The following is a 14,024-nucleotide window of genomic DNA, read 5'->3' as shown; positions in this document are numbered from 1 at the left end:
TCACCTTCCATGTTCAACCTCCAGCAAATCTTCTCCGTCACGCTCACGCTATTTGCCGTGATTGACATCGTTGGCTCCATCCCGATTATCATCCAGATTCGGCAGCGCGAAGGCGAAATCAAGGCTGAGCTGGCCACCTTTGTGGCGGGCTGCCTCATGGTCGCGTTTCTGTTTGTGGGCCAGAGCCTGCTCGGGCTGCTGGGCGTCGACAACCAGAGCTTTGCCCTGGCCGGCGCGGTCGTCATCTTCCTCATCGGGCTCGAAATGATACTCGGCATCGAGCTGTTCAAGTCCGATATGTCGGGCAGCACGGGCTCCATTGTGCCGCTGGCGTTTCCGCTCATCGTGGGCGCCGGCACCATGACCACCCTACTCTCCCTGCGCGCCGCCTACTCGCTGCCCAACGTGCTGGTGGGCATTGTGCTCAACCTGATTTTTGTGTACGTAGTGCTCAAAACCAGCCCCTGGATAGAGCGCAAGCTCGGCAAGGGCGGCGAAGACATTCTGCGCCGCGTGTTCGGCGTCATTCTGCTGGCCATTGCCATCAAACTGTTTAAAACGAATTTTTAATTTTTAGAACGCCATGCTGAGTGCAGTCGAAGCATCTCTATCGCTTCGTTGCAATCGGCTTTGATTCGGTGCGCGGTAGAGATGCTTCGACTGCGCTCAGCATGACGTTCCATAACATCCCCTCCACTTGATTCACCTGTTCACCGACGGCTCGGCGCGCGGCAACCCCGGGCCCGGCGGCTACGGCGCCATTCTGCGCTACGGCCCCCATGAAAAAGAGCTTACCCAGGGCTTTCGTCTCACCACCAACAACCGCATGGAGCTACTAGCCGTCATCGTGGGCCTGGAGGCCGTGACGCGGCCCGAGCTGCCCATCCGCGTGGTGTCCGACTCCAAGTATGTGGTGGATGCCGTAGAGAAGAAGTGGGTTTTTGGCTGGGCCGCGAAATCCGACTTCGGCAAGAAGGCCAACGAGGACCTTTGGCGCCGCTTCCTGCGCGTGTACAAGCAGCGCAAGGTCACGTTTCATTGGATAAAAGGCCACGCCGGCCACGCCGAAAACGAGCGCTGCGATGTGTTGGCCGTGCAAAGCGCCACCGGCAAAGGCCTGTTGGTGGACGAGGGCTACGAGGCCTTGAGCGCAAAATCGGCTTTCTAAACCACTGCCTGCATGCGGCTCGGCGGCTTATTCTGCGCGTTTTTCATGTATTCGGCAGCACTGGGGCAGTCGTTGCCTGAACCCCGTTTCAAAGAATATGCTGTTCTCGAACAGTACACGGGACCACAGGCAGCGGCCAGGCTGAAACCCGGCACGGCGGCGTGGTCTTTTCGAACGCGCATCCGTGAGGCCGCCCGTCAAAAGCCTAATTTTGCGGGCCATTATGTGCTAGCGACCTGGGGGTGCGGTGCCGAATGCCTGAGTTTCGCCATCATCGACGTGAAAACCGGCGCGGTTCATTTCGATGACATGAGCCTTTGTTGCTGGTTCAGTCCGGCCCTCCCGGAAAAGCCCGAGGACTTTGAGCCGGTACGTTTCAGGCTAAACAGTCGGCTTGTCATCATGACGGGCATGCTGAACGAGGAAGGCCGCAACGCGCCGCATTACTTTCAATTTGAGCACGGCAAACTCGCTGCCATTCGCTAAGCCCCCGTGCCCAACGACTACTTTCAGTTTAAGCAGTTCCGCATCGAACAAGGCCATTGCGCCATGAAGGTGAGCACCGACGCCTGCCTGCTAGGCGCCGCGGCCGACCTCAACGGCGCCACCCGTCTGCTTGACATTGGCACCGGCACCGGCCTGCTGGCCCTGATGACGGCCCAGCGCCACCCCACCGTCGACATCGAAGCCGTGGAAATTGATGCTGCCGCTGCCACCCAGGCAGCAGCCAACGCCGCGGCCAGCCCCTGGGCCGGGCGCATTCAGGTGCACGGCCTGAGTTTGGCTGAATATGCGGCCCGAGCCCCGCTACCTTTTAGCCACATCATCTGCAACCCGCCGTTCTTTCGGCAGTCGCTGCGTTCGCCGGACGCGGCCCGCACCACCGCCCGCCACGAAGCGGCCGACACGCTTTCCTTTGAGACTTTGGCAGCATTTGCAGCCCGGTTTTTACAGCCGGACGGTTTGCTAACGGTTCTGTTGCCGCCCTTGGAAATGCAGGCATTTGAACGCGCGGCAGCCGCGCTACATTGGCACCCGGCCACCCGGCTGCAGGTGCGGCACCGGCCCGGCAGCCGGCCGTTGCGGCACATCACCGGGTTTCGGCAGGGGGCGAAGCAGGTCGTTGAAACCGAGCTGACCATTCGCACCGCCAGCAGCGAGACAGATTACTCACCGGAGTTCCGAGCCTTGCTGTCGGGGTTCTACCTGGCGCTGTAGCGCTATCCTTTAGTCCGCGTTTAAATGGGGAATGGGGCAACGCTCTCGCGGACTTAGAGCCCGCGCTACACCAGCCCCGCCAGCAGCGCCAGCTTTTCGCGGTGCAGGCTGTCGAGCAGGTCTTTTTCCAGGGTTCCAAACTCAGCCGCCTGGTAGTGCCGCTGAATGCGCCCGCCCACCAGCACCGAGATTTCGTCGCTGGTTTCGGTGAGGGCGCCCAGAATGTGCGAGGTGAGCAAAATGCCCGTGCCCCGGTCACGCAGCCTTTTAAGAATTTCCTTGAGCAGCAGGTTGGCTTCCAGGTCGAGGCCGTTAAAGGGCTCATCGAGGATGAGATAATCGAAGTTCTGCACCAGCAAGGCCAGCAACGCCAGTTTTTTACGCATGCCAGCCGAGTATTCTTCAGCAAACTGGTCGAGCGGCAATTCCAGCAACTGGTTCCAGCCCGTAAAATCGGTCAAGGGTCGTCCGCGTGCCTGCAGGCAAAATTCCAGGTACTCACGCCCGGTGAGGCGTGGGTAGAAGTAGGGTTCGTAGGGAAGCAGACCGGTATGCTCGCGCACCGGCCGGCCGGCTGCAGTTTTCACAGTACCGGTGAAATCCTTTTCCAGGCCGTAGAGGCAATTAATGAGGGTTGTTTTGCCCGCGCCGTTGGCTCCTACCAAGCCGTGAATGCTGCCCGGCCGCAGGGTCAGGCTCACCTCGCGCAGCACCACATGGCTACCGAAAGCTTTGCGCAGGTTCAGGATTTCAAGCATGATGGGAGGGTTCGCCAATAATTCTGTGCAGCCGCCGCTGACTTTGCCAGATGACCCCGCCCACCGCCACAAGCAGCAGCACGGGGTACACCGGGTTGCCGGGCAGTAGCAGCGCTACGCCCACCACCAGCGCCTGCGTGGTGCGAATATGCGTGGCATTGGGGTAAAAGGCGTATTTAGTCAGAATCAGCAGCCCCACCAGGCCCAGCCAGCCCAGCGCCACGGCCGCAGCCCCACCCCCACCGGCTGGCCCCGCGGCCAACAGCCACACGAAGGGCGCCGCCGTGAGCGCCGCATAGCCTAGCCCCAGCAGCAGGCGCCGCCGCAGAAACTGCCGGGGCGTGCGGCCCGCCAGCACCAGCATAGTCAAGGGCTCGGGCGTGCCGTAGCAAGCCAGCAGCACTAGGAGCCACAGTACCAGGGCCACCACCGGCCCCAGCGGCGACCAGTGCTGCCACACCGCCCCAGCCAGCAGCAATGGCCAGGCCCATAGTCCGCCGGCGCGCATGCCGCTCACCCACTCAAACGCCTCGCTCCGAAACAGGCTGCGGGCGCGGTGCTGCGTGCTGCGGCTTTCGCGGGCCGGCGGCAGGGCGGCCACGGCCGGCGCCAGCACCAGGGTGAGCAGCGCGGCGCCCCAGTCGCCGAAGGCAACCAGCACCAGTGCGACTGGCCCCGACAGCAGCCCGTATTCAACGGCCAGCCAGCGGCGAAATGCGGGCGCGCTCGTGGCCAAAAAGCGCAAATCGGCCCGCTGCCGATGCGCCGAGGCCAACAGTGCGGCCACGGTCACGGGCACCGCCCACTGCGCCTGCGGGTGCGGCGCTGCCAGCAGCAAGGCTCGCCCTACTGCCAGCCCCAGCATCGGCACCAGAATCATCAGCCGCGCCCAACCAATCTCTCGCAAGAGCCGCCAGCCTAGGCGACGACGCAGGAGTAAATAGGTAGTCAGAGGGTGCATCAGGCCGCGTAACGCTGGCACCAGACGGCGTATTGCGAGCACCGCCTGTTAGTATTCCTCCTCGTGAAAACGGATGCCGTATTCTGCCGCCAATTCTTCTAAAATTGGTTCATACAGTTCCGGCTGCACCGGAATAAGTACCCCGCGCTGGGCCACCTCGCCGCGCACCAGCCGGCGCACGGCCATGCCCAGCGGCAGGCCCACGGTTTTGGCCATGCCCGTATGAGTGGCATCGTCGCCCTCCACGGCCAGCGACGAAGTGAGCCGATGCGTGCGGCCATTCAACTCGTATTCGAAAAGGTGCTGCATCACGATGAGGTCGTGGTCGTGGGGTTGCAGCTGCCACTTATCGGCCAGCAGGCGTTCCAGTAGCTGCGCGGGCGTGGCTTGAGCATGCCCCACCGGCCGGTCCGAAAACAGGCCCAGCCACTGCAGCCGGCCCATTTCCTCGCCCGTGGGGTTCAAGCCCAGGTAGGCCGCCACGCGGGCCGACAAGTCGAGGTGCGGAATGAGCGAGGTGGGCAAGTATGCTTCCACCAGCTCAGCCCACGTCATGGTTTCGGGGTTGTCCAGGTTCACGCCGTCATCGGTGAGGCCCAGGCGCACCAGCGCTTGCCAGGCGGCGCAGTAGCCCGGCCGGCGCAGCGTGCCGCGCAAAATGGTCGGAATATCATCTAGGCCGTAGGGCGCGCGGTAACTCAGCGAGTCGCGGTTGGCATAGCCTTCAAACTCGCCGTAGTTGGGCAGGGTCAGCGTTTCGGTACGGCCAAAAAGCTGCTGGTAGGGAATGAAACGTGGGTGGCCGTTTTCCAGGAACTTGGCCGTGCTTTGGCCGGCCAGCACCACGTTGCGCGGGTTCCAAGTAAACTTGTATTTCCATGGATTGTCGCCCTCGGCCGCAGGCGCCAGCAGCCCGCCGCAGTAGCTCTTGAAGCTGGTGAGGCGCCCGCCCCGCGCCCGGATGTGCGCAATGGCCCGCATGGCCGACATGTGGTCGAGCCCGGGGTCTAGGCCGCATTCCATAAGCAAGGTGATGCCGGCCGCCTGTGCATCATCATGCAGCTCCCGGATTTCGGGGCTCACGTAGCTGGCCGTGGCCAAGTGCCGGCCGTGCCGCACGCAGGCGCGGGCCACCACCGGGTGCAGCAGGGCCGGCAGCATCGAAATCACCACGTCGGCCTGCGTCACCAATTCCTCCAGCAGCGCTTCGTTGTCCGTCGAAAACGGCACGGCGCGGGCGTATTCGCTGTGCGCGGCCAGCACGGGCACCAAGTGCGCAGGGTTGGCATCGGCTACCGTCAGAAACCAGTTTTCGGTGGGCGCGTGGCGCAGCATGTACTGAATAAGGGACGAGGCCGAGCGGCCGGCACCCAGGAGCAGGAGGCGTGTTCTCATGGGGTAAATATGGGGAATACGGAACAAGGGACAGGGTACAGGGCGATTTAGTGAGCATGTTTACACCTGAAACACCAAGTCTAATGCCCCTTGCTCCCAATTTCTTTTTCCCTATCCCTTATCCCGTCTTCTTTGATTACCTTCGCCGCCCCCTAATCCCGCCCGCATGGCCCGCCATTCCCGCCAGCAGCTTTTGACCTACGAAGAGCTGGACTCCGCCACCGACCTCTCCCCTGCCGAACAAGCCACCTGGCAAGCGGCCCGCGACGCCACCGCCCACGCCTACGCCCCCTATTCTGGCTTCCACGTAGGCGCTGCACTCTTGCTAGCCGACGGCACCGTTTTCCGGGGCACCAACCAGGAAAACGCGGCCTACCCCTCCGGCCTCTGCGCCGAGCGCACGGCCTTGTTTGGCCTAGCGGCCAACCACCCCGGCCACCCGGCCATTGTGGGCATGGCAGTGGCTGCCCGGCCCAGCCAAGGCGAATTCGGCCCCGCCCTGCCCTGTGGCGCCTGCCGCCAGGTCATGCTCGAATATGAAAGTCGGCAGGGCCAGGCCATTCCGCTGTTGCTGCCCAGCCGCACAGGCACCATCCTGCGCTTTAGCACCTTGGCCGCGCTGATGCCATTCAATTTCTCGGCCGACGACCTGCCCCCAGCCTAGCTCGCATGGAACGCCACCTCACCGTTGCCCGCACCGCGCGCTACCAACAGCTAGGCGAGTTATCTGGTGCAACGAAGCGTGTCTGGATTGTCTGCCACGGCTACGGCCAATTGGCTGCCTATTTCATCCGTCATTTCGCCTTCCTCGCCGAGGCCGAACCGCACACCGTCGTCATCGCACCCGAGGGGCTTTCCCGCTTCTACCTGAGCGGCAGTAGCGGCCGCGTGGGCGCCAGCTGGATGACGCGCGACGACCGCCTGCACGAAATCGCAGACCATATCGGCTTCCTGAACCAACTAGCCGAAAAAGCCCTGGCGGCATGTTCACCCAGCGTTGAAATAACCGTAATGGGGTTTTCGCAGGGAACAGCCACCGTGAGCCGCTGGCTGGTGCAAGCTGCTTTTCGCCCGGCCCGCCTCATTCTTTGGGCTGGTAATTTTCCGGAAGACATTCCGCAGGAAGATGCCACGCGCCTACTCACCAACCTGCCTTTGCACTTGGTAGTAGGCAACGCCGACAGCTACATCTCTGATGAGCAGGTGGCGCATCAGGAAGGCCTGTTGCAGGCGCTGAGGGGCCAGCCCCAAGTCATTCGGTTCGAAGGCCAGCACGAGCTCAACCAAGCCGTTCTTCGCCGCTTGGCCCTTCCTATTTCCGGGCAATCGTCGTAGCAGCGCCCTGCGCGCCAGCCAGCACCAGCACCTCGGCAATGGTGACGTGCGGCGGCCGCGTCACCATAAACACGATGACGTCGGCCACATCCTCCGCTTTAAGCGGTTCAAATCCTTCATACACCTTGGCCGCCCGCGCCTCGTCGCCCTTAAAGCGGACTTGCGAAAACTCGGTTTCTACGGCGCCAGGGTTCACCTCAGCTACGCGCACGCCGGTGGGCAGCAGGTCGAGCCGCATGGTTTTGGTGAGCATCTGCACGGCAGCTTTAGTAGCGCAGTACACGTTGCCGTTGGCGTAAGCCTCCTGCCCCGCAATGGAGCCCACGTTCACGATGAACCCGGTTTGGCGGGCTGTCATGCCCGGCAGCAAGGCGTGAGTCACGTTCAGCAGGCCGCGCACGTTGGCATCCAGCATCTGGTCCCAGTCCTGAGGGTCGCCGGCCTGAATGGGGTTAAGTCCGTGGGCACCACCAGCGTTGTTTACCAGCACATCGGGGGCGCGTAGTTCCTCCGGTAATGTGGCCACAGCTGCCTCTACAGCGGCCCGGTCGCGCACGTCAAACGCCAGCACGTGCACCGGCACCGGTGCCAGTTGCGCCGCCAGCTCGTCTAGCCGCTCGCGGCGCCGGCCCGTCACCACCAATTGAAAGCCCGCGCCCGCCAGGGCCACGGCGGTGGCCCGGCCGATGCCCGATGAAGCGCCGGTAATAAAGGCTGTTTTCATAGGATGAATGAGTGGGGTATTGAAATGGGGAGATGGAGAGTCTGAGGTTTTAACTGCGCTAACTGCACAGGCAGAACATCAAACTCCCTACCTCCCCATTTCCCCACCTCACTTAGTTCTGAATATTGATATACAGCGTCACCGAATTGGTGCTCAGGCTTTGCAGGCTGTTGCTGTAAAAATCGTTGTGCGGCGTCAGCAGGTTCTTCAGCCCGTGTGAAAAGCGTACTTCCGGCGCCAGTTTGAACAGCGGGTAAAACAAATCCAGCCCCACGCCATATTCAAGCGTCAGGTCGCTGCTCACGGCCCGCAGCTGGTTGCGCAGCGGGTCGTTGCGGCGGCTGCTGGCCGTCACGCTGGGGCTGATGCCCGCAATCATGTACATGCGCGCGTTGCGCCGCCGGTCCGACTGGTACTTGAGCAACAGCGGGAACTGCACCACCGTCGCCGTCACGTCTTGCGTATAAACGGTGTCGGTTTGATAGCCGTGCGGCTTAAATTCGACCTTGCGCGTCAGAAAGCTCACGCCAGGCGCAAACCGAAAAATAAACGGGGAGTGCGGTCCGCCAATGCGCGCGTCGCCAATGAAGCCGACCCCCAGGCTGGGGCTGTTAATGGCATTGGCCGATACATTCTGCCGGGCCACGTACTGCGCCGACTGCTCCACGTTGAAGCGCGAATTGGTGAGCGCCACGTACATGCCCGGGTGAAACCACCGCTCGTCGTACGAGGGCAGGTTCTGCACGGTGATGGATTTGAGGGTACCGTTCTTGCCGCGGTGGGGGCGCGCCTGGGGCCGGCGCTGCGCCTGGGCCAACGTGGGCAGCAACAGCAGCAGCGCGCCCAGCAACGCCAGGCGTTTTACTTCTGCGCCGTGTAGATGGAGCTGATGCCGAAAGTGAGGGGTTGCCATGCAGGTTCTTTAAAGCCGACTTTGGTCAGAATGGCCAAGAAGTCGGTGCCGTCGGGAAATGCCTGCACCGAAGCAGGCAGGTAAGTGTAAGCCGACTGGTCTTTGGAAATAAGCTTGCCAAAAACCGGCAGCACCCGGCGGAAGTAAAAATTATAAGCTTGCTTGAGCGGAAACGCTGTGGGCTTGCTGAATTCCAGTATCACGAGCTTGCCGCCCGGCCGCAGCACGCGCCGCATCTCGGCCAGCCCTTTTTCGAGATGCGCAAAGTTGCGTACCCCAAACGAGGCCGTCACCGCGTCGAACTCCCCATCGCCAAACGGCAGGTTTTCCGAGTCGCCCAGTTCCAGCTGAATGCGGTTGCCGAGACCTTTGGCGGCCAGCTTGCGGCGGCCCACCTCCAGCATGCCTTCCGAAATGTCCACGCCCGTCACTTGCGCATCGGGCGCGGCAGTACGCAGCGTTTCGATGGCGAAGTCGGCGGTGCCGGTGGCAATGTCGAGAATGCGCGCCGGACGCAGCGCCTTGAGTTCGTCTACCGCTTTGCGCCGCCAATAGATGTCGGTGCCCACGCTGAGAAAGTGGTTGAGGAAATCGTATTTGCCCGCGATGGAGTTAAACATCTGGGCAACCTGCGATTTCTTATCGGCGGAATTGTCTTTGTAGGGTAATACGGCCATAAGCGGGCACAAAGAACGGTACGGGAACGGGAAAATTGCTTTCTCCCAACGCCCAACCGGGTAGGATTGTTAACAAATACGGTCCCTTTTCGGCGAAACCGCTATCAAAATGATAAAAAAAGCGGGCCGGACAAATTGCCCGGCCCGCTTCCCGAATTTCAAACCAAGCCTAGCTTAGTTTTTGGCTTTGATTTTCGTCTTTTCGCCGTTGGCATCTTTGGCTTTGCCTTCCAGCTCACCGTTTTTGGTGGTGGTTTTGGTATCGCCGGCGGGGCCTTTGGTCTTCACTTTCACTTTGTCCGAATCCTCGTCCACCTTGGTTTTCACCTTGGTGCCGTCGGCCATTTTCACCTTGCTCTTGCCAGGCGACAGCGGCGCGCTGGTTCCGGTCGTGGTGGTAGTCGAAGTACCGGTGGTCGTAGTCGAGCCTGCGCCGGTGCCCGAGGCGCCCGAGTTGTCAATCATGCCAGCACCCGTGCCGCCCACTGCCTTGAACTCGTCGCGGCGGTTAAGCTGCATGTTCTCCGGTGAATCGTTCGGAGCTGCCGGACGACGCTCGCCGTAGCTCACGGTGCTCATGCGGGTCTCGGCAATGCCCTGCTTCTTCAGGTAGTTGTAAGCAGCCTGCGCGCGGTTCTGGCCGAGTACCATGTTGTACTCGTCGGTGTTGCGCGAGTCGCAGTGGCCCTCAATCGAGATGTTGATGCCGGCGTTAGCCGTCAGGTACTGCGAGATTTCGTTCAGGCGGGTAATCGACTCCGGACGCAGCTTGTACTTGTCGGTATCGAAGTAGATGTTGCGGGCCCGCAGGAACTCGTTCTGGGTCGTGTCAACGTAGTTGATGTAGAAATTCTTCACGATGGTCGTCGAGTCGTTGGTCGACACCGGCACCGGGAATTCCTGCGTCTCAATCGGACGGCCATCCTTGCTCACAGCCACCTGATAGGTACGACCCGACAGCACAGCCACCTGATACGAACCATCCGTTTTGGAGATGTCGCGGAAGCTCAGAGCAGTTTTATCAGCCTGCTGGCCGCTGAACACCAGCTCCACACCCGGAATCACCGTCGTGCTGTCCTTCGCCGAGAACACCTTGCCTTTGATGTTGGCGTTCTTGATGTAGTTGATGGTGTAGATGTCCTTCTCGCCGTAGCCGCCGATGCGGTACGAGCTGAGGTAGGCATACGAGCCATCGGGGCTCAGGCGGTAGTAGGAGTCATCGTCCGGGGTGTTCACGGGGTAGCCCATGTTCTGAGCAGCGCCCCACTTGCGGCCCACGCTGTCCCACTCCGATTTGAAGATGTCGTAGCCACCCATCGTGTTGTGACCACGCGACGAGAAGTACAACGTCTTGCCATCGCGGCTCAGGTACGGGCTGTCGTCGTCGTACTTGGTGTTGATGTTAGCACCCAGCGACTTGGCCGGGCCAAAATCGCCGCCATCAGTGCGGGTGCTGTAGTAGAGGTCCAGCGTGCCGTCCTCCGAGTACTTGCCCGTCGAGAAGTAGATGGTTTTGCCGTCAGGCGTGATGTAGGCATCCGACTCGAACGACTTCGAGTTGATGTTGCCATTCAGCGGCTTGGGCGCCGACCAGTCGCCGCCGCTTTTGTCCGACACGAAGATGTCACCGTTGTTGTCGTTGCGGTACATCAACAGCTTGGTGTCGTTGTCGAACAGCTGAATCGAGGCATCGTGGCCTTTGCCGTTCAGCACGCCGCTCAGCGAGCGGGGCTTCTGCCAGTTCTCGTCGTCCACGCGTGTGGCTTCGAAGATATCTTCGTAGTACTCGCCGTCGGCGGCAATGGCTTTGTTTTTCTTGTCGCTGGGCTTGCCCGAAGCACCCGTCACGTTTTCGCCGCGCGAGGTGAAGATGAGCAGCTTGTCATCCGACGAAATTACCGGGCTGTGCTCCGAGTAAGGCGTGTTCACCGTCGGGCCCAGGTTTTTCACGAAGATGTCCTTCGGCGAGTTGAACTGCACCTTGGCGTTCTGGCTGTGCTTAATCAGCTGGGCGATTTCCTCCTTGCGCTGGTCGTTCTTTTTCAGCGTGGCGTTGTAGGCCTGGAAGTGGGCCACGGCCTCGTCGAAGTTGTAGTTGAGGTGGTCAACCCGGCCGAGCCAGTATTCCACGTCTTTCGACACCTTCGGCTTCAGCTTTTGAGCCTTGTAAATATAGTCGCTGGCCTTCTCCTTGTCGAACGACATGTAGGAAATACCAGCGTTAAACAGCGCTTTGGCGTTGTTCGGGTCTTTGGCCAGCACCTTCTCGTAATACGGGATGGCGGCGCGGTAATTTTCCTGCTCGAAGAACTTGTTGCCGGTCTTGAGGTCCTTGCGCGTGCTTTGCGCCTCGGCCGGAGTGGCGATGGCGGCGGTGAGGGCAACGGCGCACGACGCTTGCAGTAACCTTCTGGATAAGTTGTCCATTGTAGGAGAGATTAAGAAAAAAGAGAGTTCTGAAGGGTTTTTGTAAGTAGGGCAGCGCCGCAGAAAGGCAGATGCAAGGAACTTATTTGGGGCTTATACTGATTTTCTAAGCCAGGGTTAGGCTTTAATGCCGAAATGCCCAGAAGGTAACCGTAGGAAAGCGCCGTACTGCCCACGCCGGCCTGGTCGTGCAGACAACGGGAGGCGGGCAAAGGTAGGGAATTGGCTTGCGAAAAGCGCTTTCAGGCAAAGGGTCGGCCATTTACAGGTGGTCGAATGCGGCGGCAAGGGCCCGTTAAATTGGCAAGCAGGCCGCGCAAATATAGAGGCACATCCGAAATAGCCATTCATTCGCCTATTTTTATTCGGCGGGCATTCCCTGGCATTCAGGCGTAATTTTGGGCTTTTATTTCGAGCCTGCTTTACGCCGCTGCCCCATGATTATTAACGATGCTCGCTTTTTAACCAGCAACTCGCGGGCCGACCTATGCCCCGCCCCCACGCTGCCCGAATACGCTTTCATTGGGCGCTCCAACGTTGGGAAGTCGTCTTTAATTAATATGCTCACCGGCCGCAACGGATTAGCCAAAACCTCGTCCTCGCCGGGCAAAACGCAATTAATTAACCATTTTATCATCAATGATAAATGGTACTTGGTGGACTTACCCGGTTATGGCTACGCCAAAGTAAGCAAGGTGGCGCGCGCTGAATGGGCCCGCATGATTAATTACTACCTGCGGCACCGGCCCAACCTCATGTGTGTGTGCGTGCTCATCGACTCGCGCCACGCGCCGCAAGCCGTGGATTTGGAATTCATGGAAAAACTGGGCGAGGAAGGCATTCCTTTTGTGATGGTGTTCACGAAGGCCGACAAGCAGTCGACGGCGCAGACCAAGGCTCTGTTGGCCGATTACCTGAAAAAGATGGGTGAAAGCTGGGACGAACTGCCCCGCCATTTCCTTACCTCGGCCGAAACGGGGCTGGGGCGCGACGAGGTGCTCAATTTTATTGCGGAGGTGAACCAGCAGTGGACGGAGGATGCCGCCAGCAATGCGTAGATTGGCCCCTAAATTGCCAACCGCAGCTTGGCCCCCGATGGGCCGCAGCTACTTCTTTTATTAATTTCCCCGCCCCCACTTTTTTATCATGACGAAAATGCGTTCCGTTTCGCAGTTGGCCCTGGGCCTGCTGCTGGCCGCCGCCGCGCCGGCGCTGGCCCAAACCACCCCCAACACCCAGCCCCCGGCCAAGTCTCAGACGGAGCAAGGCACCGGCATTGGCACGGTGGGCAAGTCCATTCCCGTGGCCGAGTACTACGAAGGCGGCCAGGCGGCCATGTACGAATTCATTGGCAAGGAACTGAAGTACCCCGTGATGGCCAAGCGTAACCGCATTCAGGGCCAGTGCATCATCAGCTTCCAGCTGAATGCTGATGGCACCATGCAGGACATGCGCATTGTGAAGCAGCTGGGCGGCGGCACCGGCGAAGAGGCCCTGCGCGTGGTGCGCCTGCTGAAGTTCAAGAAGCCCGAACTGCCCATCCGGGCCAGCCTGCCCATCGTATTCAAGCTCGGCGTGACCGGCTCGAACGCGTTGGAAGGACAATAAGCCGGGATGTCGTAGTTTTGTCCTCGTTGAATGAAGAATGAGGAACGAGGAATGAAGCAGGGCTTTGCGGCCCGTTTTCGTTTTTCGTTCCTCATTCTTCATTCGTCATTTTTCATTCCTCATTTAAGTTACAATGCCCTACGAATTGCAAGAGTTGGCCGCCATCAGCGGCATGCCCGGCCTGTACCGCCTGGTGCGCGCCGCCCGCCACGGCGTCCTGGTCGAAAGCCTCGACGAGAAAGCCACCCGGACGCTGGCTCCGGCTCGCAACAAAGTGTCGCTACTGTCGGAAATCTCCATTTACACCCAGGACCCCGACCAAACCGTGCCGCTGACGGAGGTGTTTGAGCGCATTTACCAAAAGCACGGAGCGGCTTCGCCCGTCACGTCCAAGTCGAGTGAGGGCGAACTGACCGACTTCCTGGCCGGTGTTATTCCTGATTACGACCGCGACCGGGTGTACTTGTCCGACATTAAGAAACTGGCCAACTGGTACGGCATTGTAAGCAAGCACCGCCCCTATCAGGCCGCTGCCGAGGCGCCTGCTACCGAAGCCCCTGCTACCGAAGCTTCAGCCACTGAAGCTCCGGCCCCTGAAGCTGCAGCCGAAGCTCCGGCTGCTAAGCCCGCGCCCAAGGCTAAGCGCAAAAGCGCCAAAGCCACGGAAGAACCCGCGGCCAACGAGCCCCTGAGCACCGGCGGCGTAATTGGCGAAACCGACGCGGCCTCGACGGCCGAAGGCAACCCCGAAGCTGTCGCGCCCGCGAAGAAAAGCCGTAAGAAGGCGGAGTAACCCTCCTTGCCTTAAACAAAAAAGGCCGCTCCTGATACAGGAGCGGC

16 protein-coding genes are annotated in these 14,024 nt (G+C 60.5%); 9 read left to right on the top strand and 7 right to left on the bottom strand.

Annotated features, from left to right (window positions below; translation table 11 throughout):
• The first annotated feature begins 9 nt into the window (after positions 1-9).
• The 4 genes from I2I01_RS20525 (at position 10) to I2I01_RS20510 (ending at position 2,386) form a co-directional block, all read left to right on the top strand.
• Positions 10-570, top strand: a complete 561-nt coding sequence (locus I2I01_RS20525) for a MarC family protein (RefSeq protein WP_196288389.1) — start codon at positions 10-12, stop codon at positions 568-570.
• A gap of 127 nt (positions 571-697) precedes the next feature.
• A complete protein-coding gene (rnhA, locus tag I2I01_RS20520; RefSeq protein WP_196288388.1) occupies positions 698-1,168 on the top strand; it encodes a ribonuclease HI in 471 nt (156 codons plus the stop codon).
• Positions 1,169-1,180: 12 nt separating this feature from the next.
• Positions 1,181-1,654 (top strand): hypothetical protein, encoded by a 474-nt coding sequence (locus I2I01_RS20515; protein ID WP_196288387.1) that lies wholly within the window; start codon positions 1,181-1,183, stop codon positions 1,652-1,654.
• Positions 1,655-1,660: 6 nt separating this feature from the next.
• A complete protein-coding gene (locus I2I01_RS20510; protein WP_196288386.1) occupies positions 1,661-2,386 on the top strand; it encodes a tRNA1(Val) (adenine(37)-N6)-methyltransferase in 726 nt (241 codons plus the stop codon).
• Between the two features lie 65 nt (positions 2,387-2,451).
• Here I2I01_RS20510 and I2I01_RS20505 read toward each other — a convergent pair whose 3' ends face one another.
• The 3 genes from I2I01_RS20505 to I2I01_RS20495 are packed head-to-tail and all read right to left on the bottom strand — an operon-like array spanning position 2,452 to position 5,500.
• Positions 2,452-3,144, bottom strand: coding sequence for an ATP-binding cassette domain-containing protein (locus I2I01_RS20505; protein ID WP_196288385.1), 693 nt, complete (start codon positions 3,142-3,144; stop codon positions 2,452-2,454).
• Positions 3,137-4,105, bottom strand: a complete 969-nt coding sequence (locus I2I01_RS20500; RefSeq protein WP_196288384.1) for a hypothetical protein — start codon at positions 4,103-4,105, stop codon at positions 3,137-3,139. Before I2I01_RS20500 ends, I2I01_RS20505 begins: the two co-directional genes overlap by 8 nt.
• Before the next feature lie 48 nt (positions 4,106-4,153).
• A complete protein-coding gene (locus tag I2I01_RS20495) occupies positions 4,154-5,500 on the bottom strand; it encodes a saccharopine dehydrogenase family protein (RefSeq protein WP_196288383.1) in 1,347 nt (448 codons plus the stop codon).
• A gap of 166 nt (positions 5,501-5,666) precedes the next feature.
• On the opposite strand from I2I01_RS20495, the gene I2I01_RS20490 reads away from it, so the two are divergent.
• Together I2I01_RS20490 and I2I01_RS20485 are read left to right on the top strand one after the other, a co-directional pair.
• Positions 5,667-6,164: a cytidine deaminase gene (locus I2I01_RS20490; RefSeq protein WP_196288382.1), complete on the top strand. Its 498-nt coding sequence runs from the start codon at positions 5,667-5,669 to the stop codon at positions 6,162-6,164.
• 5 nt (positions 6,165-6,169) lie between these two features.
• Positions 6,170-6,835 carry an alpha/beta hydrolase gene (locus I2I01_RS20485; RefSeq protein ID WP_196288381.1) on the top strand — a complete coding sequence of 222 codons (666 nt, stop codon included), beginning with the start codon at positions 6,170-6,172 and terminating at the stop codon, positions 6,833-6,835.
• On the opposite strand, the gene I2I01_RS20480 is transcribed toward I2I01_RS20485, so the two are convergent.
• The 4 genes from I2I01_RS20480 to I2I01_RS20465 all read right to left on the bottom strand — a co-directional run bounded on the left by I2I01_RS20480 (position 6,813) and on the right by I2I01_RS20465 (position 11,576).
• Positions 6,813-7,559, bottom strand: coding sequence for an SDR family NAD(P)-dependent oxidoreductase (locus I2I01_RS20480; protein WP_196288380.1), 747 nt, complete (start codon positions 7,557-7,559; stop codon positions 6,813-6,815). The genes I2I01_RS20485 and I2I01_RS20480 overlap by 23 nt on opposite strands.
• A 112-nt stretch (positions 7,560-7,671) precedes the next feature.
• On the bottom strand, positions 7,672-8,472 hold the full coding sequence (porT, locus tag I2I01_RS20475; RefSeq protein WP_196288379.1) for a type IX secretion/gliding motility protein PorT/SprT: 801 nt from the start codon (positions 8,470-8,472) through the stop codon (positions 7,672-7,674).
• Positions 8,421-9,149 (bottom strand): bifunctional demethylmenaquinone methyltransferase/2-methoxy-6-polyprenyl-1,4-benzoquinol methylase UbiE, encoded by a 729-nt coding sequence (gene ubiE, locus I2I01_RS20470; RefSeq protein WP_196288378.1) that lies wholly within the window; start codon positions 9,147-9,149, stop codon positions 8,421-8,423. The genes porT and ubiE overlap by 52 nt, the downstream gene beginning before the upstream one ends.
• A 174-nt stretch (positions 9,150-9,323) precedes the next feature.
• Positions 9,324-11,576 carry an OmpA family protein gene (locus tag I2I01_RS20465; protein WP_196288377.1) on the bottom strand — a complete coding sequence of 751 codons (2,253 nt, stop codon included), beginning with the start codon at positions 11,574-11,576 and terminating at the stop codon, positions 9,324-9,326.
• A 437-nt stretch (positions 11,577-12,013) separates the two neighbouring features.
• On the opposite strand from I2I01_RS20465, the gene yihA reads away from it, so the two are divergent.
• From yihA to I2I01_RS20450, 3 genes are all read left to right on the top strand, one after another.
• Positions 12,014-12,634, top strand: coding sequence for a ribosome biogenesis GTP-binding protein YihA/YsxC (gene yihA, locus I2I01_RS20460; protein ID WP_196288376.1), 621 nt, complete (start codon positions 12,014-12,016; stop codon positions 12,632-12,634).
• An 88-nt stretch (positions 12,635-12,722) separates the two neighbouring features.
• Positions 12,723-13,184: an energy transducer TonB gene (locus tag I2I01_RS20455; protein ID WP_211538071.1), complete on the top strand. Its 462-nt coding sequence runs from the start codon at positions 12,723-12,725 to the stop codon at positions 13,182-13,184.
• A 133-nt stretch (positions 13,185-13,317) separates the two neighbouring features.
• Complete coding sequence (locus I2I01_RS20450; protein ID WP_196288375.1) at positions 13,318-13,977, top strand: DUF5606 family protein; 660 nt, start codon at positions 13,318-13,320, stop codon at positions 13,975-13,977.
• Positions 13,978-14,024 lie beyond the last annotated feature (47 nt).

The sequence above is a fragment of the Hymenobacter properus genome, assembly GCF_015694735.1.
GTDB lineage: Bacteria > Bacteroidota > Bacteroidia > Cytophagales > Hymenobacteraceae > Hymenobacter > Hymenobacter properus.
The sequence above is the reverse complement of the archived record's forward strand: the minus strand, read 5'-3'. Positions and strand labels throughout refer to the sequence as shown.

What these genes read in the sequence shown, in the direction of transcription:
- I2I01_RS20525 (WP_196288389.1), top strand. Translation starts at nt 10, where the DNA reads ATGTTCAACCTCCAGCAAATCTTCTCCGTCACGCTCACGCTATTTGCC.
- I2I01_RS20515 (WP_196288387.1), top strand. Translation starts at nt 1,181, where the DNA reads ATGCGGCTCGGCGGCTTATTCTGCGCGTTTTTCATGTATTCGGCAGCA.
- I2I01_RS20505 (WP_196288385.1), bottom strand. Translation starts at nt 3,144, where the DNA reads ATGCTTGAAATCCTGAACCTGCGCAAAGCTTTCGGTAGCCATGTGGTG.
- I2I01_RS20500 (WP_196288384.1), bottom strand. Translation starts at nt 4,105, where the DNA reads ATGCACCCTCTGACTACCTATTTACTCCTGCGTCGTCGCCTAGGCTGG.
- I2I01_RS20495 (WP_196288383.1), bottom strand. Translation starts at nt 5,500, where the DNA reads ATGAGAACACGCCTCCTGCTCCTGGGTGCCGGCCGCTCGGCCTCGTCC.
- I2I01_RS20490 (WP_196288382.1), top strand. Translation starts at nt 5,667, where the DNA reads ATGGCCCGCCATTCCCGCCAGCAGCTTTTGACCTACGAAGAGCTGGAC.
- I2I01_RS20485 (WP_196288381.1), top strand. Translation starts at nt 6,170, where the DNA reads ATGGAACGCCACCTCACCGTTGCCCGCACCGCGCGCTACCAACAGCTA.
- I2I01_RS20480 (WP_196288380.1), bottom strand. Translation starts at nt 7,559, where the DNA reads ATGAAAACAGCCTTTATTACCGGCGCTTCATCGGGCATCGGCCGGGCC.
- porT (WP_196288379.1), bottom strand. Translation starts at nt 8,472, where the DNA reads ATGGCAACCCCTCACTTTCGGCATCAGCTCCATCTACACGGCGCAGAA.
- ubiE (WP_196288378.1), bottom strand. Translation starts at nt 9,149, where the DNA reads ATGGCCGTATTACCCTACAAAGACAATTCCGCCGATAAGAAATCGCAG.
- I2I01_RS20465 (WP_196288377.1), bottom strand. Translation starts at nt 11,576, where the DNA reads ATGGACAACTTATCCAGAAGGTTACTGCAAGCGTCGTGCGCCGTTGCC.
- yihA (WP_196288376.1), top strand. Translation starts at nt 12,014, where the DNA reads ATGATTATTAACGATGCTCGCTTTTTAACCAGCAACTCGCGGGCCGAC.
- I2I01_RS20455 (WP_211538071.1), top strand. Translation starts at nt 12,723, where the DNA reads ATGACGAAAATGCGTTCCGTTTCGCAGTTGGCCCTGGGCCTGCTGCTG.
- I2I01_RS20450 (WP_196288375.1), top strand. Translation starts at nt 13,318, where the DNA reads ATGCCCTACGAATTGCAAGAGTTGGCCGCCATCAGCGGCATGCCCGGC.